At 70.6% G+C, this 19,082-nt stretch carries 18 protein-coding genes; 9 read left to right on the top strand and 9 right to left on the bottom strand.

The genetic code is table 11. The annotated features are described in order from the left end of the window. The 4 genes from AC3B5L_RS14350 to AC3B5L_RS14335 form a co-directional block, all read right to left on the bottom strand. Nucleotides 1-1,020 carry an amidohydrolase family protein gene (locus tag AC3B5L_RS14350; RefSeq protein ID WP_490095896.1) on the bottom strand — a complete coding sequence of 340 codons (1,020 nt, stop codon included), beginning with the start codon at nt 1,018-1,020 and terminating at the stop codon, nt 1-3. Further along, nucleotides 1,020-1,871, bottom strand: coding sequence for a tryptophan 2,3-dioxygenase (locus tag AC3B5L_RS14345; RefSeq protein ID WP_187662345.1), 852 nt, complete (start codon nt 1,869-1,871; stop codon nt 1,020-1,022). The genes AC3B5L_RS14350 and AC3B5L_RS14345 overlap by 1 nt, the downstream gene beginning before the upstream one ends. A 294-nt stretch (nt 1,872-2,165) precedes the next feature. Next, nucleotides 2,166-3,218, bottom strand: coding sequence for an alpha/beta hydrolase (locus AC3B5L_RS14340; protein WP_259954290.1), 1,053 nt, complete (start codon nt 3,216-3,218; stop codon nt 2,166-2,168). 51 nt (nt 3,219-3,269) lie between these two features. Beyond that, nucleotides 3,270-3,794, bottom strand: coding sequence for a TetR/AcrR family transcriptional regulator (locus tag AC3B5L_RS14335; protein WP_259954292.1), 525 nt, complete (start codon nt 3,792-3,794; stop codon nt 3,270-3,272). A 78-nt stretch (nt 3,795-3,872) separates the two neighbouring features. On the opposite strand from AC3B5L_RS14335, the gene AC3B5L_RS14330 reads away from it, so the two are divergent. After that, nucleotides 3,873-4,583 (top strand): MBL fold metallo-hydrolase, encoded by a 711-nt coding sequence (locus tag AC3B5L_RS14330; RefSeq protein ID WP_187662342.1) that lies wholly within the window; start codon nt 3,873-3,875, stop codon nt 4,581-4,583. 322 nt (nt 4,584-4,905) lie between these two features. Here the strand turns inward: AC3B5L_RS14330 and AC3B5L_RS14325 are convergent, their stop codons facing one another. From AC3B5L_RS14325 to AC3B5L_RS14315, 3 genes are all read right to left on the bottom strand, one after another. Continuing rightward, a complete protein-coding gene (locus AC3B5L_RS14325; protein WP_268776881.1) occupies nt 4,906-5,433 on the bottom strand; it encodes a cysteine hydrolase family protein in 528 nt (175 codons plus the stop codon). 83 nt (nt 5,434-5,516) lie between these two features. Beyond that, the gene (locus tag AC3B5L_RS14320) at nt 5,517-6,956 is read right to left on the bottom strand and encodes a purine-cytosine permease family protein (RefSeq protein ID WP_268776629.1); all 1,440 of its coding nucleotides are present in this window, start codon (nt 6,954-6,956) and stop codon (nt 5,517-5,519) included. Nucleotides 6,957-7,023: 67 nt separating this feature from the next. Further along, a complete protein-coding gene (locus AC3B5L_RS14315) occupies nt 7,024-8,307 on the bottom strand; it encodes a M18 family aminopeptidase (RefSeq protein ID WP_187662340.1) in 1,284 nt (427 codons plus the stop codon). A gap of 238 nt (nt 8,308-8,545) precedes the next feature. Here AC3B5L_RS14315 and AC3B5L_RS14310 point away from each other — a divergent pair, with 238 nt between their 5' ends. Then, nucleotides 8,546-9,409 (top strand): EamA family transporter, encoded by an 864-nt coding sequence (locus tag AC3B5L_RS14310; RefSeq protein ID WP_259954295.1) that lies wholly within the window; start codon nt 8,546-8,548, stop codon nt 9,407-9,409. A 9-nt stretch (nt 9,410-9,418) separates the two neighbouring features. Here the strand turns inward: AC3B5L_RS14310 and AC3B5L_RS14305 are convergent, their stop codons facing one another. After that, nucleotides 9,419-10,072 (bottom strand): response regulator, encoded by a 654-nt coding sequence (locus AC3B5L_RS14305; RefSeq protein WP_232089094.1) that lies wholly within the window; start codon nt 10,070-10,072, stop codon nt 9,419-9,421. A gap of 226 nt (nt 10,073-10,298) precedes the next feature. Between AC3B5L_RS14305 and AC3B5L_RS14300 the strand changes: the two genes are divergently transcribed. Continuing rightward, on the top strand, nt 10,299-11,441 hold the full coding sequence (locus AC3B5L_RS14300) for a sensor histidine kinase (RefSeq protein ID WP_490095895.1): 1,143 nt from the start codon (nt 10,299-10,301) through the stop codon (nt 11,439-11,441). Between the two features lie 214 nt (nt 11,442-11,655). Here AC3B5L_RS14300 and AC3B5L_RS14295 read toward each other — a convergent pair whose 3' ends face one another. After that, a complete protein-coding gene (locus AC3B5L_RS14295; RefSeq protein ID WP_490095894.1) occupies nt 11,656-12,399 on the bottom strand; it encodes a GntR family transcriptional regulator in 744 nt (247 codons plus the stop codon). 170 nt (nt 12,400-12,569) lie between these two features. Here AC3B5L_RS14295 and AC3B5L_RS14290 point away from each other — a divergent pair, with 170 nt between their 5' ends. From AC3B5L_RS14290 to AC3B5L_RS14265, 6 genes are read left to right on the top strand one after another with little or no spacing between them, the layout of a single operon-like run. Then, nucleotides 12,570-13,493, top strand: a complete 924-nt coding sequence (locus AC3B5L_RS14290; protein ID WP_187662337.1) for a phosphate/phosphite/phosphonate ABC transporter substrate-binding protein — start codon at nt 12,570-12,572, stop codon at nt 13,491-13,493. A 28-nt stretch (nt 13,494-13,521) separates the two neighbouring features. Next, nucleotides 13,522-14,349 carry a phosphonate ABC transporter ATP-binding protein gene (gene phnC / locus AC3B5L_RS14285; RefSeq protein ID WP_259954297.1) on the top strand — a complete coding sequence of 276 codons (828 nt, stop codon included), beginning with the start codon at nt 13,522-13,524 and terminating at the stop codon, nt 14,347-14,349. Further along, a complete protein-coding gene (phnE, locus tag AC3B5L_RS14280; RefSeq protein ID WP_259954299.1) occupies nt 14,346-16,136 on the top strand; it encodes a phosphonate ABC transporter, permease protein PhnE in 1,791 nt (596 codons plus the stop codon). The genes phnC and phnE overlap by 4 nt, the downstream gene beginning before the upstream one ends. Beyond that, on the top strand, nt 16,133-17,272 hold the full coding sequence (locus AC3B5L_RS14275) for a TIGR03364 family FAD-dependent oxidoreductase (protein WP_259954301.1): 1,140 nt from the start codon (nt 16,133-16,135) through the stop codon (nt 17,270-17,272). The genes phnE and AC3B5L_RS14275 overlap by 4 nt, the downstream gene beginning before the upstream one ends. After that, entirely contained in the window at nt 17,269-17,979 is a 711-nt protein-coding gene (locus AC3B5L_RS14270; RefSeq protein ID WP_187662334.1) for an HAD family hydrolase, read from the top strand. The genes AC3B5L_RS14275 and AC3B5L_RS14270 overlap by 4 nt, the downstream gene beginning before the upstream one ends. Before the next feature lie 10 nt (nt 17,980-17,989). After that, nucleotides 17,990-19,078 (top strand): alcohol dehydrogenase catalytic domain-containing protein, encoded by a 1,089-nt coding sequence (locus tag AC3B5L_RS14265; protein ID WP_490095893.1) that lies wholly within the window; start codon nt 17,990-17,992, stop codon nt 19,076-19,078. Nucleotides 19,079-19,082: the final 4 nt, after the last annotated feature.

Below are 19,082 nucleotides of genomic sequence, written 5' to 3'. Positions count from 1 at the left end.
TCACACCTTCAGGTCGGCGGGGGTGAGGGGGCGGGCGGCCAGAGGATCGGCGGATCCGGGTGGCAGCAGGAGGAGGAGAGAGCGGGGATCGAGCGGGTCGACGGGCGCGAGGGCGCGGAGGAGGGCGTCGTCGTCGAGGCCGGCGGCGCGGAGGGCGGCGACCTCAGCCGGGTTCAGGTCGACGGGGGTCGGGCCGTTGCCCATGTCGGTGCCGTAGCGGACGGTGCCGCCGGCGGCGTGGAAGCGGGCGACGTTGTCGATCGCGATGGCCCGCGCGTGGGAGTCGTGGATGGCGAGGGTGCTGATCCAGGAGGTGCGGGCGGCCTGCTCCGCGATCTCCTCGTCGTCCAGGCGCTCGGAGAACGGGGCGTGGGCCAGCTGCGTCGCTCCGAGGCGGACGACGCGCTGCGCTTCGCCGGAGCCCTCCGCATGGGCCATCACCGGGAGGCCTCGGGCTGCGGCGAGGTCGGCGATCGTGCGGAAGAGGGCGTCGGAGAAGACCGGGCCGGCGGTGCTGTTGCTCGCGACCTTGACGCAGGAGACACCGGCCGCTGCCATCTCCTTGACCGCGGTCGCCGCTGCCGCGGGGTCGGCGATCTCCCGCACCGAACCCGCCGGCGCCCAGGCGCGGTCCGAGGGGTATCCACCGGGAGGCGTGAGGAACGCGCCGGCGAAGTCGACGGTTCGCAAGTCAGGAGAATCCGGCCCAGGCACACCCGGAACCGCCTCGGAAGCGCCTCCGCCGGTCGAAACTCCTGAGTTGTGAACGGCGATCCGCGCCACCGTGGACGGATCGCCGCCGAGGTCGACAACTCGTCCGAGGCGGGACGAGGCCAGGAACGCGTGGTCGACGAGCTGCAGGTGAACGTGGTGGTCCGTGAAGCCCCCGACGATGCGGCCGGAGAGGACCGGGCCCCCCGGCGCGGATGTCTCCTCACGGAGCCGGGGGCGCCCGTCCTCGCCGAGTCCGACGACGCCGTCCCGCCAGCGCTCGCCGTCGAAGAACGTCGCCGTGAGCATCAGGAACCGATCTCGGTGCGGACGGTGTAGAGCTCGGGGAAGAAGGTCAGGTCGAGGGCGCGCTGCAGGAAGCCGACGCCGCTCGACCCGCCCGTGCCGACCTTCATCCCGATGGTGCGGGACACGGTCTTGAGGTGACGGAAGCGCCAGAACTGGAAGTTGTCCTCGAGATCGACGAGGTCCTCGCAGGCCTCGTAGAGGTCCCAGTGGGTGCGCGGGTCCTGGTAGATCGCACGGATGGCAGGTACGAGGTCCGGGGTCTCGCGGTAGGGCTCCCGCACGTCGCGGTCCAGGATCTCGCGGGGGATCGGGAGGCCGCGGCGAGAGGCGTAGCGGAGGAACTCGTCGTACAGCGTGGGCTTCTCCCACTCGGCCGTGAGGAGCGCGAGATTCGCCGGGTGGTCGCGGAAGACGCTCAGCATCTTCTCGTTCTTGTTGCCCAGCGCGAACTCGACGGCCCGGTACTGCACCGACTGGAAGCCGGACGAGTTGCCGAGGGCGCCGCGGAACTGGGCGTACTCCGTCGGGGTCAGCGTCGCGAGCACCGACCACTGCTGCGTCATCACGTCCTGGATCCGCTTGACCCTGGCGATGCGCTTGAGGGCTTCGCGCAGGTCGTCCGCCGCGAGCAGCTCCCGCGCCGAGCTGAGCTCATGCAGCAGCTGCTTCAGCCAGAGCTCCGTCGTCTGGTGCTGGATGATGAACAGCATCTCGTCGTGGTGCTGCGGGTCGCTCACCGGATGCTGTGCCGTGAGGAGCTGGTCGAGCGCGAGGTACGAGCCGTAGGTCATACGCCCGGAGAGATCCGTGACGATCCCCGACTCGAGTGCGCGTTCGTTCTCGGTGTGCATCCCGCGAACATATCACTTCCGTGCCGATCGTCACAGACATGTTATGTCGAGATCCCGCCCCGCCTGCACGACCCGGCGCCAGGGGCACGGGTATCTCCCGGATTCGGTCGTGCACCCGTGCCCGGGTCGTGCGCCCGTGCCCGGGTCGTGTACCCGTGCCGGGTCCGTCTCCACCCGTGCCGAGGTCCGCCTGCACGACCGGGGAACGGATGAACAGACGTCCGGCCGAACGAGTCGTGCCGTCGTGTCGGGATCGTGCGACCGTGGCAGCCCCGCCGGACGAAAGGGGCCGGGTCAGCGGGTGTGCGCGTCGAGGAAGGCGATGGTGTCGGCCAGGGCCTTCCGAGCCTCGGGCAGATCGAGGTGGAACTGGTACTCGTGCGGGAGGGCGGGCTCGTGCGGCGCGGGCCAGAACACCGGCGTCACATCGACGCCGAGCTCCTCCAGCCGTTTCGCCATCGGGATCGACTGCAGCCAGGTGAGTCCGTCACCGTTGCCGCCCGAGATGTACGTCGCGGGGAAGTCTGAGGTGACCCAGTCCACGGTCGACATCGTGGCGCCGGTCGAGTCCTCCGCCCAGGTCTTCGTCCCGGAGTACGCCCACATCGCCGACTTGAAGCCCCACCCCGGGACTCCGTCGAGCTCGGCCAGCGCGGCGAGGTCGTAGACGCCGCAGTTCAGCATGGTCGCGACGAGCTGGTCGGCGCGGATCGACGGGCGGATACCGAGAATCTCGGCGTAGTCCGGATTCGTGATGAGTGTGGCCATCTGGCTGGCGAGCTGAGCGCCCGCGGAGTCCCCCGCCAGCACGATGCGACGCGGGTCGACGCCCAGTTCCGCTGCGTGCGCGTCGATGTAGGCGAGGGCCCCGTCGAGCTGGTGGACGGCGAGCGGGTACACGCCCTCGGGTCCGCGGGTGTAGTTCACGCCGATGGTCGTGTAGCCCTCCGCGGCGAGGATGCGGAGGTAGGGATCGACGTCCTCCTTCGAGCCCGAGACCCAGGCACCTCCGTGGATCCACACGACAGTCGGCAACGCGCTGTCGGCGGAGGCGGGGCGGAAGACGTCCATCGTCGTGTCCGCGCCGGCATCCCCGTAGGCGATGTCCTTCCGTTCGTCGAGAGGCGTGTCCGGGACGTGCTTCGTCATCTCCGCCGCGGTCTCGTCGCCGCCCTTCGTGAACACCGAGCGGATGATCATCGCGGATGGCCACGGCGTGAGCGCCCCGATGATCGCGACGACGGCGGCGACCGCGGCGAGGACGCCCACGGCGATCTTCGTGCGACGCCAGGGCGACCGGCCGGTCTTCGCGGCCACGGTACCGGCGGTGCTGCGGGAGTCTTCCACGGCCTCAGTGTGCCAGTATCCGCCGTCGTGGACAGGGAATGACCAGCGTCGTCAATCGGCGAGGCTCGCGATGAGGCGCCGGAGGCCGTAGTCGAATGCGCGGTCGACGTCACCGCCGAGTCGGAACGCCCCGGACAGCTCCATCTGCAGGAATCCGGTGGCCCAGGCGGTGAAGAGGCGTGCGGCGTCGAGGGCGTCCGCCTCGCCGACCGCGGTGGTGCAGGCACGGATGATGGGAGCGGCGGAGCGTTCCAGAGTCTGATGGGAGACCGCGGTGTTGAACATGAGGCGGAAGCCCTCCGGGTGCGCGTGAGCGAAGGTGCGATAGGTCCGGGCGAGGGTGGAGAGGTCGTCGCCCGCCGCCTCGAGCTGGGTCGCGAGGGCATCGACGGAGGCCGTGGCGACCGCGACACGCAAGGCTTCACGATCCCGCACGCGCTTGTAGAGGGAGGGGGCACGCACGCCCACACGCTCCGCGACCGCCTGCATCGTGAGTCCCGCAGGGCCGTTGGCCTCGAGGATCTCCTGGCCGGCCGCGACGATGGCATCGATCGATGTGCGTTCGGGGGTGGGCACGGATCCTCCTCGATGGCTATTGACAGTAGCCATGATAGCTACGTAACGTAGCCATCGCAACCGCCCGAGAGGATCATCATGAAGCTCGCTCCCCACCTCCACCGCCTCGGCAACGACATCGTCGCCTCGTATCTCATCGACCTGCCCGAGGGCATCACCCTCGTCGACGCCGGGTTGCCCGGGCACTGGAACGACCTTCAGCGAGAGCTCGCCGTGATCGGCCGACCGCTGTCCGACATCCGCGGACTCGTGCTGACCCACGGCGACAGCGACCACATCGGTTTCGCGGAACGGCTGCGCCGCGAGGCCGGCGTTCCGGTCTACATCCACGGCGCCGATGCTCACCGCGTGCGTACAGGGGAGAAGCCGAAGACTCCGATGGGCCCTGCACGGCCCGGTCCGATGCTCGGCTTCCTCGCCTACGGTCTCCGCAAGAGCGCCCTCCGCACGCGCCACGTCACCGAGGTCTCCGAGGTCGCGGACGGTGATGTGCTCGACCTCCCCGGGGCTCCGGTCGTCGTGGGGCTTCCGGGGCACTCGCCGGGGAGCATCGCGGTGCATGTCCCGGCGGTCGGCGCGGTATTCGTCGGCGATGCCCTGACCACGCGGCATGTGCTCACGGGGGAGGAGGGCGCGCAACCCGCCCCGTTCACCGACGAGCCCACGGAAGCCCTGGCCTCGCTCGACCGCCTTGCGGCACTTGACGCCGCGTGGGTCCTCCCCGGTCATGGTGCTCCCTGGCGCGGAACTCCCGCCGACATCGCCGCCGCGGTCCGCGCCCACGCCTGACCCGCTGCCCCTGCCGAGCTCAAGAACGCTCCTCCCCGCGGCTGCCGAGGTGCGCTTCGCGTCCCGCCCGAACGCCACACCCCAGTGCCGGATCGATACCGCACCGCAGTCGCGCGGCGGAGGTGCGTTTCGCGTCCCGCGACGGACACTCCGCGCGGGATCGAAACCGTTCCCGATGGACCCTCTCGAGGAGTGGAATCCGTCCCGCGGCCGGACTGCACCTCGTGCCGGGATCGAAAACGGGCCGGATGGGGCGCGCGAAGGTGCGATTTCCGTCCCGCACGGGCGCGGGGCCGGGGGCACGGGCACGGATGGGGCCGGGTCAGGGAGAGAGGAGGGTGGCGGTGTCGGTCACGGTGATCTGCGGGGGATACAGGCTCATGACCTGGACGGCGGCGGCGTGGTTCCCGGCCGTGGAGCCGGCGCAGGCGTCGGCGGCGAGCGTCACCCGTGCTCCGGCATCGGCGGCGGCGAGAGCGGTGGACACGACGCAGCAGTCCGTCGACACCCCCGCCAGCACGATACGGCCACCGTGCCCGACGATCGCCTCGAGCTCCGGGCCCCACTTGCCGAACGTGGGCAGGTCGACGGTCGGATGAGGAGACAGGCCTTCCGCCTCGGGGACCAGTGCATAGAGCGCGTCGTCGGCGGACCGGTCGGCGAACGGCCACGCCGCGAAGTACTCGCCCCAGGAGGTGGAGCGGTCGGCCGTCGGAAGCCACCGGGTCACGAGCACGCGCTCGCCGAAGGCCTCCGCGAGCCGACGGATGTTCGCCATCGCCTCAGCGAAGAACGGCGAGCCCCAGGCGGAGTCGGGCGACGCGAAGATCACCTGCGGATCGACCACCACGAGCCAGCTCTCGCTCCCTGGGCCTGCCGCCTCCGGGGCCCCTGAGCCTGCCGCCTCCTGGGTCCCTGAGTCTGCCGAAGGGCTCACGACTCCTGCCGCCGGATCTTCCCCGCCCGGGCGAACCAGGTCACGAGGAACGACAGCACCAGCGCCACGAACACCCCGAGGTTCGCGTACGCCCAGTCCCCGTCCGTCCCGCCGACGAGGAACAGGAGGTACCCCTGCCAGTTGTTCCACGGCGCGGCGTCCGCGAAGCCGTTGAGGACGAGACCCCAGCCGATCACGCTCGCGACGACCATGGTGCCGATGGACGTCCAGTCCCAGGCGCCGTAGCGTCCGCGGCTGTCGAAGAGGGCCTCGTCGTCATAGTCCTTGCGACGGCGCAGGATGTCGGCGATGAGGATGCCGGCCCAGGAGGCCAGCGGCACGCCGAGGGTGATGAGGAAGCTCTGGAACGGGCCGAGGAAGTCGGTCGCGAAGAACACCACGAAGATGGTGCCCGCCGTGAGGATCGCGCCGTCGATCGCCGCCGCCGACGGCCGCGGGATGCGGATGCCGAGGCTGAGCAGGGTCAGGCCGGAGGAGTAGATGCCGAGCACCGCGCCGGAGACGAGCGCGAGCACGGCCGTGAACAGGAACGGCACGAGGACCCACACCGGCAGGATGCTCGCCAGCGCGCCGATCGGGTCCGCGGCGATCGCGTCCATGAGCTCGGCGTCCGATCCCGCGAGGAGCAGACCGAAGACGACGAGGATGACCGGTGCCACCGAGCCGCCGATCGTGTTCCAGGCGACGATCGCCCCGTCGGACGCGGTGCGCTTCTGGTAGCGCGACCAGTCCGCGGCGATGTTGATCCACCCCAGTCCGAACCCGGTCATCACCATCACGAGCGCGCCGACGACCTGGCCGATGCCGCCGTCGGGACGGGCCATCACCGCAGCGAGGTCGATACTCGGCGCCGCGAGGATGATGTACACCACCGTCACGACGCCCGTGATCCAGGTCAGCACCGACTGGAGCCGCATGATCGTGTGGTAGCCGAGCACCGAGGCGGCGACGATGAGTGCCGCGACGATCACGGTCGCGAGGATCTTCAGCCAGAGGCTGTCCCCGTCGCCGCCGAGCTGCGTGATGACCGTCGCCGTCGCCAGTACCGCCATGATCGCGAGGAAGGTCTCCCAGCCGATCGACGTGAGCCAGGACACGATCCCGGGGACCTTCTGCCCCTGGACGCCGAACGCGGCCCGGGAGAGCACCATCGTCGGCGCCGACCCTCGCTTGCCCGCGATCGCGATGAGTCCGCACAGCAGGAATGACACGACGATGCCGACGACTGAGACCAAAGTCGCCTGCCAGAAGGAGATGCCGAAGTCGAGCACGAACGAGCCGTAGGACATCCCGAACACCGAGACGTTCGCCGCGAACCACGGCCAGAACAGGTCGCGGGGCATGGCGGTCCGCTCGGACTCGGGGATGATCTCGATGCCTGCGCGCTCGATGAGAGCCGGCCTGATGTCGGTCATCCTCACATCCTGGCACTCCGCGAGCGCACTCGTGACGTGGATCAGGGCACCGCGCCGGGCGCGCGGCTCAGCCGGCGAAGAAAGCCCCGGCCACGCGCGTCAGGTCGTGCAGGTCCGAGACCCCGGCGAGCTCGCGCGCGGAGTGCATCGAGAGGATGGGGATCCCCACGTCGACCGTGCGGATGCCGAGCCGTGTCGCGGTGATCGGTCCGATGGTCGAGCCGCACGGCACGCTGTTGTTCGAGACGAACTCCTGCGTCACCACCCCGGCCCGATCGCACCAGTTCCGCCAGGACGCGGCGCCGACCGCATCGGTCGCGTAGCGCTGGTTGGCGTTGAGCTTGAGGATGGGCCCGGAGCCGAGCACGGGCTGAACGACGGGGTCGTGTCGGCCGACGTAGTTCGGGTGCACGGAGTGCCCGACGTCGCTGGACAGGCACCACGACGACGCGTACGCCTGGCGGCGGGCGGAGCCGTCGGCCCCGAGCCCTGCGTAGAGCCGCTCCAGCACATCCTCGAGGAAGGGGCCCGCGGCGCCGGAGCGCGACTCGGAGCCGAGCTCTTCGTGGTCGAACGCGGCGAGGATCGCGACGGGGGCTCCCGCCTCGGGCTCATGGGCCGCGAGGGCCACCACGCCCGCGTGCACGGAGGCGAGGTCGTCGAGCCGGCCGGAGGCGAAGAACGCGTCGTCCTTGCCGAACACCGCGCCCCGCGCGGCATCGGCGACGACGACGTCGTAGCCGCGGATCTCTGCGGGGTCCACGGCGGCGGATGCCGCGAGCTCGGCCAGCACGTCGGCCTCGGTCGGGTCGCCGAGACCCCACACCGGCTGCGTCTCGGTCTGCTTGTCGAGCGCGAGGCCGTTGTTGACCCCCCGATCGAGGTGGATGGCGAGCTGGGGGAGGCGCAGCAGGGCTCCGGTGTCGGCGAGGACGACCCGACCGTCGGCGAGGGCGAGCCGGCCGGCGAGGCGCAGCTCCCGGTCGAGCCAGGAGTTCAGCAGCGGACCGCCGTACACCTCGACGGCGGCCTGCAGCCAGCCGCGGGCTCCGGTGGTCGGCTGTGGCTTGAGCTTGAAGCCGGGGGAGTCGGTGTGCGCCCCGAACACCTGCACGGGCGTCGTGGCGGTCGCCCCCTCCGGCACCACCCACGCGATCGTCGCGCCGTCGCGGACCACGAGGTACCGGCCTCCGGGCTGCGCGGGCCAGGCGTCCTCCTCCTGCAACCGTGTGAATCCGGCCTCCTCCAGACGGCGGGCCGTCTCGGCGGCTGCGTGATAGCTCGACGGGGAGGCGGCGACGAAGTCGGCGAGGTCCTCGGCGTGGGCGAGGGCGTCCGGGGTGACGGGCATGGCGTGACCTTCCTGCGCGGGGTGTCCTTCGAGCGTAGTCGCGCCCCGTCACGAACCCCGTCTCGCGGCCTTCCCGGTCGGGGATAGGGTGGTGGCGATAGCGCCTAGGGTTCCGGGGTCTGCACCCGTCTGGTCCGAGCGGCGCCACGGTCCTCCTCCGCAGGAGGGTCGTCATCTGACAGGACAAAAGCCCGGAGGACCCGATTCGTCGCGCCCGCGGCGGAGGGAAGGGTCTGCCGTGTCCGCCGTCGCTCTCGTCCTCGTCCTCGCCGCCGCGATCGCCCACGCGTCCTGGAACGTCATCGCGCACGGCATCAGCCGCGCCGGCTCGCCGTTCCTGTGGTGGGGTGCCGTCGCCAGCACGGTTGTCTGGATCGGGGCCGTACCGTTCACGGGCGGACTCGGTGCGGCCGACCTCGGCTCGTTCGCGCTCGGAGTCTCCGTCTCCGCGGTCCTGCACGTCGCCTACATGGCCGTGCTGCAGCGCGGCTACCGGGAGGGCAGTCTGTCGACGGTCTACGCGACGGCGCGGGGCACCGGGCCTTTCCTCTCGGTCATCGTCGCCGTGCTCCTGCTGGGGGAACGCCCCTCGGCCCTGGCGCTCGTCGGCGTCGCCGCGGTGATCGTCGGGGTCGTCGCGATCGGGTTCGTCGACCGCCGGCCGACAGGGAGCGGGCGCCGCATCGACCCCGGTCTGCTGTTCGGCGCCCTCACCGGCGTGGCGATCGCGGTCTACACGATCTGGGACGCCCACGCCGTGCGCGAGTGGGAGCTGTCACCCGTGGCGTTCATGGTCGGCACCACGCTGCTGCAGGTGCCGTTCTACTCCGTGGCGGTGCGCGGACGATGGGGTGCGGTCGTGGCGCTGGGGCGCACGCAGTGGCGCCGCATCCTGGCCTTCGGCATCCTGTCGCCGCTGTCCTACATCCTCGTGCTGACCGCCATCCAGATCGCTCCCGTGGCCCTCGTCGCACCGCTGCGGGAGGTCAGCGTCGTGCTCGTGAGCCTGTTCGGCGCCTTCGTCCTGCGCGAGTCCCGGCCGGGATGGCGGATCGGCGCCTCGCTGATCGTCCTCGTCGGGATCGTGCTGCTCGCGCTCTGAGGCCGCGGCTCAGCGGAAGGTGACGAGTCCGGCGTGGGCGGCCGTGACGAGGATCTGCACGCGGTCGCGCAGGTGCCACTTCGACATCATGCGGCCGAGGTGGGCCTTCACCGTCCCCTCGGAGACGATGAGCGCCTTCGCGATCTCGGCATTGGACATGCCCTTCGCGAGGCACTGGAGCACCTCCTCCTCGCGCTCGGTGAGCGGTTCGAGGGTCTCCGCGGCTGCGGTGGGAGTGGAGTCGCGCACGTGGCGGATCAACATCGACGCGATGCGGGGCGACAGCGAGCTCGCTCCGGCGAACACCTCGCGAACACCCGTGACGATCTCCTCCGCGCTGGAATCCTTCAGCAGGTAGCCGGAGGCGCCGGCGCTCAGCATGGGCAGCACGGTGTCGCTGCCGTCGAGCGTGGTGACGGCGAGGATGCGGACGTCCGGCCATCGTTCGGCGATCGCCGCGGTCGCTTCGATGCCGTTCATCTCCGGCATCTGGACGTCCATCATCACGACGTCCGGCTTCTCGCGCTCGACCGTCGTGAGGGCCTCCAGGCCGTCCTCCGCCTGCGCCACGACCGTGATCTCGGGCGCGCGCGACACGAAGTGCGACAGCGCGGAGCGGACCAGAGGATCGTCATCGACGATCACGACGCGGATTTCCTGCATGGAGGAAGCCTAACGGCGTGAAGCGGGCGCTCTGAGGATGTAGACCTTTGGCTATCGAGGTCTGGACGAAGGCCAGATGTGCGCTCCGCGCGCCGCCGAGAAGATGAATACAGACATCGACAAACGGCACTAGAACGGAGGTGAATGTAATGACTTTCTGGCAGCAGGTTGGCAAGCTTTTCGGTTTCACTCGCTAGGATAGCTGGCGAATAGGAGACAGTGCACCATGGCCTTAGACCAGTCAAAACGGGCGGTGCCTGATATTTTCCGACTCGCACGCGGCGAACGCCTCACACGCGTAGAGAGCATCGTCATCCTCGCGATCATCAGCGTGATGATTGCGATCGACGTCTTCACTCTTTTCACGGACCCCACCGTGAATCCCCTCGCCTCCGCGGTGAGCATCGCCTCGACTCTCGCTACCGCTCTGTTCCTCTGGTCGCCTCTGATCGCCACCTGTGCGATCGGCATCGTTCTGGTGGCCTCGTTCTTCACGGGGACCGAATCGCAGGTCCTCATCACCGCCGCCCTGGCGTCTGCGCTGGTCATGCGCCTGGGGTGGACCCCTCTTGTCCTCTCCTACACGGGAGTCTTTCTCGTCGCTGCGTCCGTCATGGCGTACGGCGACTCGGACGTCCCGGTCAACGTCGGCATCTACCTGATCGCGGCCACCGTCGCCGGGGCCATCGGCCTCGGACTCCGGCTGGCCTTCGACCGCGGACGTCGCCTCGAGCACGAGCTGGAGGCAGCGGCTGAGCAGGAACGGGAAGCCGTCCTCGCCGAGCGACGATGGATCGCCGGCGAGCTGCACGACAGCATCGCGCACCACCTCACCGTGGTGTCGCTGCACGTACAGATGCTCGAAGACCCCGACGCCAGCGATGGCTCCCGGGAGGCGATCCGCGTCGCCGCCCGCAAGGCCATGACAGACCTCCGTTTCGTGATCGACCTCGCCGACGACGGCCCGCGCGCTGCGGGCATGCCGACCGGTGACCTCGTCGCCGCGGTCGAGGAAGCGCGGACCGAATTCGAAGCGGCCGGGCACGACGTCATCCTCGACGGCGACCCCGGCGACGAGCGCATTCCCCGCGCGGTCGAGATCGTGCTCGCGCGCATCGTGCGCGAGTCGGCCACGAACGTCCTGAAGTATGCCGGCCCCGGAACCGTCGAGATCCGTCTCGCGGTGGACGACGACAAGGCGCACCTCTCACTGCGCAGTCCGCTCCCCACGACGCCGCGTCGGGAGCTCTCCTCCAGTCGGACCGGCCTGGGGCGGATGGCCGAACGCGTGATGGGCGCCAGCGGCGAGTTCAGCGCCGGGGAGGTGGACGGACACTGGCTCGTGTCCGCCGTGTTGCCGGTGGTCTGAGCCCCGCGTATCCTGAGACGACGCCCGTGATTCCGCCCCCGAGGCCGTAGACGAAAGTCTACGAGTGTCTCGACATTCGGCACTTCAGAGGCTTCGCGGCGCCGACATATCCTGAAGGCTCCCCAGATAAAGCGTCCCCAGCGCTGCGATCGCGGGCGCGATCTTTCTGGCTTCTTACACTCCCGCGCCCGCGGTCGCGAATCTGTCTCCGGCCTCAGCCGCCCACTGCTCTCATGTAGTGTCCGTCCGTGGATATCCCGGACGCCGCCACGGTGAAGCGCACCACCTCGCTGAGGTAGCGGTCATCCGATGCCTCGAAGATGCGCCCCTCGGCGTCCCGCGACGTGCGCGTGAGCCGCAGGATGGGCGTTCCTCGCGGCACGCGGAGAAGCGCGGCGTCCTGATCGTCGGCGGCGACCGCGTCGATGACGTGCTGCAGCGCGACGATCGGATGCCCGACCGACGCGAGGTACTCCGTGATCGACACCGCGTCGAGGTCGATTTCGAACAGCCGACGGCCGACGTCCTCGGTGTACGCGAGGCGCTCCAGCATCGTGGGACGGCCGTCGAGGAGCCGCAGGCGCACCACGCTCACGATGGTGTCGTCGCGTCCGACACCCAGCGCCGGGCCGAGATCGCCCGCGCGCCGCAGACTCAGCTCCTGTGTCTGCGCGCCAGGGGTGACGCCGAGGTCGCGCGCCCATCGGGTGAACGGGACGGAGACGTCCACGGCCTGATTCGCTTTGCGCGCCACCACGCGCGCCGGCCGGCCGCGGGTCGTCTCGATGAGGCCTTCCGCGCGAAGGGCCGCCAGCGCGTTGCGGATCGGACCGCGCGACGTGCGCCAGTGCTCCGCGAGCTCGGCTTCCGTGGGCACGTCATCGCCGGGGCGGAGCGTGCCGTCCGCGATCCGCGAACGGAGGTCGTCGGCGATCTGGGTGTACACAGCTTCGGCCACATAGGTACATTACTTCGTCCGGTCACAGGGTCGCGAGGGTGTTGTGGCGCTGTTCATCCAGGCGAATGGCGGGTGAACGCCGACTGAACTCTTCTGAGATAGGTATACATCTCAGCGAGGCTGCTGGGAGAGTCGTCCGTGGATCACTCCTCCCACCCTGAAAGGTCCTCATGAAGCTCCGCGCTCTCCCCGCCCTCGCCGGCGCTGCGATCCTCGCGTTCGGCCTCGCCGCCTGCTCCGGATCGGCCGATGCCACCGACGCCCCCGGCGACGCACAGTCGGCCGGTGGATTCGCCGTCGACGAGAACACCCTCGTCTTCGGCGTCGTCCCCGACTCGGTGGACACCGAGACGAACTACCAGCCGCTCATGGACTACATCGCCGAGGTCACCGGCAAGACCGTCGAGTACCACGAGTCCACCGACTACGCCGCGCTCATCGAGGCCGCCGTCGCCGGGAAGGTCGACGTCGCCTCGTTCTCCGGATTCACCTACGTCACCGCGACCAACAACGGCGCGAAGCTCACCCCGATCTCGTCCATCGTCACCGAGGAGGGCCAGGAGCCCGGCTATTACTCGCAGGCGATCGTCCCGGCGGACAGCGACATCTCCAGCCTCGAGGACTTCGCGGGCAAGAAGGTGTGCTTCGTGGACCCCTCGTCCACCTCCGGCTACCTCTTCCCGTCGTACAACCTCATCGAGGCGGGCGTGGACCCGAAGTCCGACATCACCCCCGTGTTCGCGGGCAAGCACGACGTGAGCGTGCAGAAGGTCGGCGAGGGCGTCGAGTGCGAGGCCGGTTTCGCCGAGGACTCCGAGGTCGAGAAGTCCGACAAGGTGAAGGTCATCGCCGAGACCATGGTCCCGGGTGCTCCGCTCGTCTACTCCTCGTCCCTGCCGGATGACGTGGCGAAGCAGCTCGTCGACGCCCTCGGCGAGGTCACGATCGACGACATCATCGCGGCGGGCATCGACAGCGCGGACTCCGACGCGTTCCGCAGCGTGTTCTTCGCCACCAAGCCGGTGGACGACGCCTACTACGACCTCATCCGCGACATCTGCGCCGAGACCGAAGCCGAGCAGTGCCAGGGCTGACGCCCCGCGCCTGACGACAGGAGAAGCCATGACCGCGGCATCCGACACCCTCATCCGCCTCGCCGGCGTCACCAAGACCTTCGGCAGCACCACCGCCCTGAAGGACGTCACGCTCGAGGTGGCGCGGGGAGAGATCGTCGTGCTGCTCGGGCTCTCCGGTTCCGGCAAGTCCACGCTGCTGCGCCATCTCGACGGCCTGGAGCTCCCCAGCTCCGGGTCGGTCGCGGTGCTCGGCGCATCCGTTCCCTCGACGAAAGGTCGGGCGCTGCGGGAACTCCGCAGCAGCGTGGGCTTCATCTTCCAGCAGTTCGAGCTCGTGCCCTCCCTGACCGTTCTGGAGAACGTGCTGACCGGATCGCTGTCGCGGATGCGCGGCCCGCGGCTCGGGCTGTGGAGCTACCCCCGCGCCGCGAAGCTGACCGCGCTGGAGCATCTCGACCGCGTCGGCCTCCTCGACCGTGCCTATCAGCGCAGCGACACCCTGTCCGGGGGTCAGCAGCAGCGGGTGGCGATCGCCCGGGCGCTCATGCAGAAGCCGGCGATCCTCCTCGCCGACGAGCCCGTCGCCTCGCTCGATCCGGAGTCGAGCGAGCAGGTGATGGCCCTCATCCGCGAGATCGCCGCCGACGAAGGACTCACTGTCGTGTGCAGCCTCCACCAGGTCGACCTCGCGATCAGCTGGGCCGACCGGATCGTGGGTCTCCGACACGGCGAGGTCGTCCTGGACACCCCGACGGACGGACTCTCCAAAGCCGAGGTGATGGAGATCTACGGCCGCGTCGCGACGACGACGGCGGAGATCCGTGCCGTGCAGGTGGAGCTCGTCGACGCCGTGACCGCGGTGGGGGCGTCATGACGGCGGTGGGGGCGTCGACACGGGGCGCTTCGACAGGCTCAGCGACCCAGGGCGGCGGCTCAGCGACCCAGGGCGGCGGCTCAGTGGCCCGGGGTGGCGGGAGCGTCGCGGAGCGGGCGCCGAAGCGGCCGCTGTCCGCGGAGCGCATCGCAGCGGGACTCACTCTCCTCGTCCTCGTCGTGCTCGGCATCCTCGCGGTGCGCGACGTGGGGATCTCGATCCCGGCGATGGTCCAGAGCTGGGGCAACGCCGAGAACTTCCTCGGCCGCGTCGGCGGGCTCTCCTTCCCCGCGCCGGCCGACCTCGCCTGGCTCATCGCGCTGACCGTCGGCCTCGTGCTCGTCGGCACGCTGCTCGCGGCCGTGCTCTCCGTGCCCATCGCCTACCTCGCCGCCGCCAACACCACCCCGGGCGCGGGCTGGCGCGCGGCCGCCCGATTCATCGGCGTCCTCACCCGCGCGCTCCCGGACGTGGTGCTGGCCATGGCGTTCGTGCTCATGTTCTCGCTCGGCACGCTGCCCGGCATCCTCGCCATCGGCATCCACTCGATCGGCATGATCTCCAAGATGTTCGCGGACGCCATCGAGCAGATCGACGAAGGGCCACGTCTCGCGATCCGCGCCGCGGGGGGCTCGAAGCTGCAGGAGTTCACGGCGGGCATCCTCCCGCAGGTGCTGCCGAGCTGGGTGGCCACAGTGCTGCACCGCAACGACATCAATCTGCGCGGGAGCGTCGTGCTCGGCTACGTGGGCGTCGCCGGCCTCGGGCTCGAGATGTCCTACGCCTTCAAGTCGCTGAACTACGGCAAGGGCCTCGGGATCGCGCTCGTGATCTTCGTGCTCTGCATCGTGATGGAGATCGTCTCGAGCACGGTGCGCGGCGCGATGCTCGGCGAGCAGAAGCAGACGCGGTCCTGGATGGACCGGATCGTGCATCCGCGCATGCGCCGGCGGCCGTCCGCCTCCGCCGCCGATCGCCCCGCGTGGGCGGAGAGCCCGCAGACCGCGGTGCGCCGTCCGTGGACCGCCCAGCGGGTGCGTCACACGGCCGCCGGGATCGTCGCGGTCCTCGTCGTGGTCGGCAGCGTCGTCGTGAGCCAGATCACCTGGTCGGATCTCTTCACCTTCTGGGCGAAGCTGCCCGACGTCGCCGCCCGGTTCTGGCCGCCGTCGTTCGGCAGCTACGACACGGTCGCGATGCTGGAGGCCATGCGGGAGACCGTCGCGATCGCGCTCGCGGCCACCGTCCTCACCCTCCTGCCGTCGCTGCTGCTCGGCTCGTTCGCCGCGCGCAACGTGGCCCCGCATGCCGCAGGGCGCGGCACCGCCCGTCTGCTCCTCGTGGGCATCCGCGGCATCCCGGAGCTGATCCTCGCCATCGTCCTCGTCGTCATCACGGGTCTCGGCGCGCAGGCCGGCGTCATCGCTCTCGCGATCGGCGGGATCGGACTGCTCGGCAAGCTCATCGCCGACTCCTTCGAGGAGGTCGACCGCGGGCCCGAGCGCGCTCTGCGGGCGGTGGGCGCCACCCGGATGCAGACGTACACGTCGGCCACGCTGACGCAGGGCACCCGCGCGCTCATCGGGCACAGCTTCTACATGCTCGACACCAACATCCGCGCAGCCACGATCCTCGGCATCGTCGGCGGCGGCGGGGTCGGCTACTACCTGCTGAACGCCAGCCAGGGCTCGCGCTACGAGACGGTGACCGCGATCGTGCTGATGATCCTCGTGACCGTGCTCGCCGTCGAGGGGCTCGCGATGTGGATGAGGAAGGTGTTCCGATGAACGGGGCGAAGCAGAACCCCGACGTCGTCGTCGTCGGTGCAGGCATCGTCGGACTCGGGGCCGCGTACGCGGCCGTGCGCCGGGGGCTCCGCGTCGTCGTGGTCGACCGCAGCGCGGCCCCGACCGGCGCCACGATCCGGAACTTCGGTCACCTCTGCATCGGCGCGCAGGGCGGGGAGGCGCGGCGATACGCGGATGCCTCGCGCGATCTCTGGCTGCAGCTCGCCAGGGACGCGGGCTTCTGGATCCGAGAGTCGGGCACGCTCGTCGCGGCCCGGCATGAGGACGAGCTCGCCGTGATGACCGCGGCGGCGCAGGACGGCGGCATCCGGATGCTGGAGGCCGATGAGCTCCTCCGCCGTGCCCCGCTGCGTCGGGACGGCCTCGTCGGCGGCGCCCTCATCGAGGCCGACCTGCAGACGGACCCGCGGACCGCGGCGACGGCCATCGTGCGGCACCTGACGGCCCGGGGCGTCGAGTTCCGCTTCCGCACCGCGGTGACGGCGCTCGGCGCAGGGCGGGTGGAGACCACGCGCGGTGGGATCGACGCCGGGGCCGTCGTGGTGGCGGTCAACCACGACATCGATCAGCTCCTGCCCGAGGTCGCCGAACGCCACGGCGTGATGCGCTGTGCGCTCGACATGATGCGGGCGGCGGTCTCGTTCCCGCGACCGCTGACCGCGCCCCTGCTGACCGGCTGGTCCCTCATCCGGTACGGGCGGTTCGCCGATGGACCGGAGGCCCGAGTCCTGCGCGAGCGTCTGCACGCCGAGCGCCCCGACCTCGCGGCCCTCGACCTCAACCAGATGTACACGCAGCTTCCCGACGGCACGCTCATCTTGGGCGACTCGCATGCCACCGCCGCCGCCCCCTCGCCGTTCCAGCCCGAGGCCGCGTTCACCGCGTTCCTCAGCGAGGCCGAGGCCCTGTTCGAGTGGGGTGCACCGCGGGTCATCGAGCGGTGGCAGGGCGTGTACGCGAAAGCCCACGGCGAGTTCCTCGTCGACCGCGGAGACGACGGTGCGCTCGTGCTCGCCGCCACCACCGGCATCGGCATGACCTGCGGCCTCGGGCTCGCCGACCTGCACCTCACCGCCGCCCTCGGCGGCACCCCTGCTCTGGAAGGAACCCCATGACCACTCCCATCGAACTCGTCGTCCTCGACATGGCCGGCACCACCGTCGTGGACGACGGCGTGGTGGAGCAGGCGTTCCAGCGCGCCGCCGAACGCACCGGCGTCGCCGCACGGCTGCCCTGGGACGATGCCCTCGGCTATGTCAGGAAGACCATGGGACAGTCCAAGCTCGATGTCTTCCTGCACCTGGCCGACGGCGATGCGGTCGCGGCACGGCAGGCCACCGCGGCGTTCGAGGCCGCGTACGCCGAGATCGTCGCCGAAGACGGCGTCGCGGAGATCCCCGGGGCGGCGGACGCGATCCAGGGCTTGAAGGACGCCGGGCTCACCGTCGCACTGACCACCGGGTTCGCGCCGGTCACCCGACAGGCGATCCTCGACGGCCTCGGGTGGGGAGGGCTCATCGACCTCGCGCTCTCCCCGGTCGACGCCGGCCGCGGACGCCCCGCGCCCGACCTCGTCCTCACCGCCCTTCTGCGCACGGGAGCGTCCGCGGTGCAGGCTGTGGCCGTCGCCGGCGACACCGTGAGCGACGTCGAGTCGGGCCGCCGCGCGGGTGCCGGTTTCGTCGCAGGAGTGCTCACCGGCGCCCACGATCGCGCGGCTCTGAGCGGAGCGGGCGCCCACGCCGTGCTCCCCGACGTCACGGCGCTGCGGGGGGCTCTGGCCCAGCGAGAGCTCCTTCCCGCTGCCGTCGCCTCCGTCTGAGAGTCGAGTCATGGGAACGCTGCTGATCCGCCCGCCCGGACACCGGAGGGACGTCGCGCTGCGCCCCGCGGCCACCGCGATGGTCTGGGTCGGCGAAGGGCATCCGCACGAGACGATCGCGGTCCCGGGGGTCGCGCTCGGCGATCAGGACGTGCTCGTCGCCGTGGAGATGTCCACGATCTGCGGGTCGGACGTGCACACCGTGCAGGGGCGCCGGTCCGCGCCGGCGCCGCTCGTCCTCGGGCACGAGAGCGTCGGTCGCGTCCTCGCGATGGGCGATGACGGTGCGGACGCGGTGGACGGCACGCCGCTGCGGATCGGCGACCGTGTGGTGTGGTCGGTGACGGTGTCGTGCGGCACCTGCGACCGTTGTCGGCGCGGCCTCACGCAGAAGTGCCGTGTTCTCGGCAAGTACGGCCACGACCGTGTCGGCGCCCACGGCGACCTGACAGGGGCGTTCGCCAGCCACGTGCAGCTGCGGGCGGGCACCGCGATCGTGCGCGTGCCGGAGGCGCTGCCCGCTGCGGTGCTGGCGCCTGCCGCCTGCGCGACAGCGACCGCGTGGGCCGCGGTGGCGCGTGCCGCCCGTGACATCGACCTCGACGGCGCCGCGGTGCGCATCCACGGCGCGGGTCTCGTGGGGATCAGTGCCGCCGCGATCGCCGCCGAGCACGGTGCCGTCGTCGAGGTGCGCGATCCGGACGACGACCGGCGCGCCTTCGCCTCCCGGTTCGGGGCCACCGCGCTCGATCGTGACCCGGACGTGGTGATCGAAGCCTCAGGGCATGCCGTCGGGGAGGCCCTCGCGGGCGTCGCCGTCGGCGGGACGGCGGTCCTCGTCGGCAGCGTGTTCCCTGCAGCCCCGGTCCCGCTGGACGCGGAGAATCTCGTCCGCCGACTCATCACGGTCGCGGGGGTACACAACTACGGTGCCGACGATCTCGCGGCAGCGGCGTCGTTTCTCGCGGGGCGCGGGCGCGCGTATCCGTTCGGCGAGGCCGTGGGGGCGGTGCGATCGCTCCTCGACATCGACGCCGCCCTCACCGAGGCGACAGCGCCGGGAGCCCCGCTGCGGGTCGGCCTCGTGCCGGGGCGCTGAGCTC

It is taken from the genome of Microbacterium sp. C-MGS6, assembly GCF_058140415.1.
The sequence above is the reverse complement of the archived record's forward strand: the minus strand, read 5'-3'. Positions and strand labels throughout refer to the sequence as shown.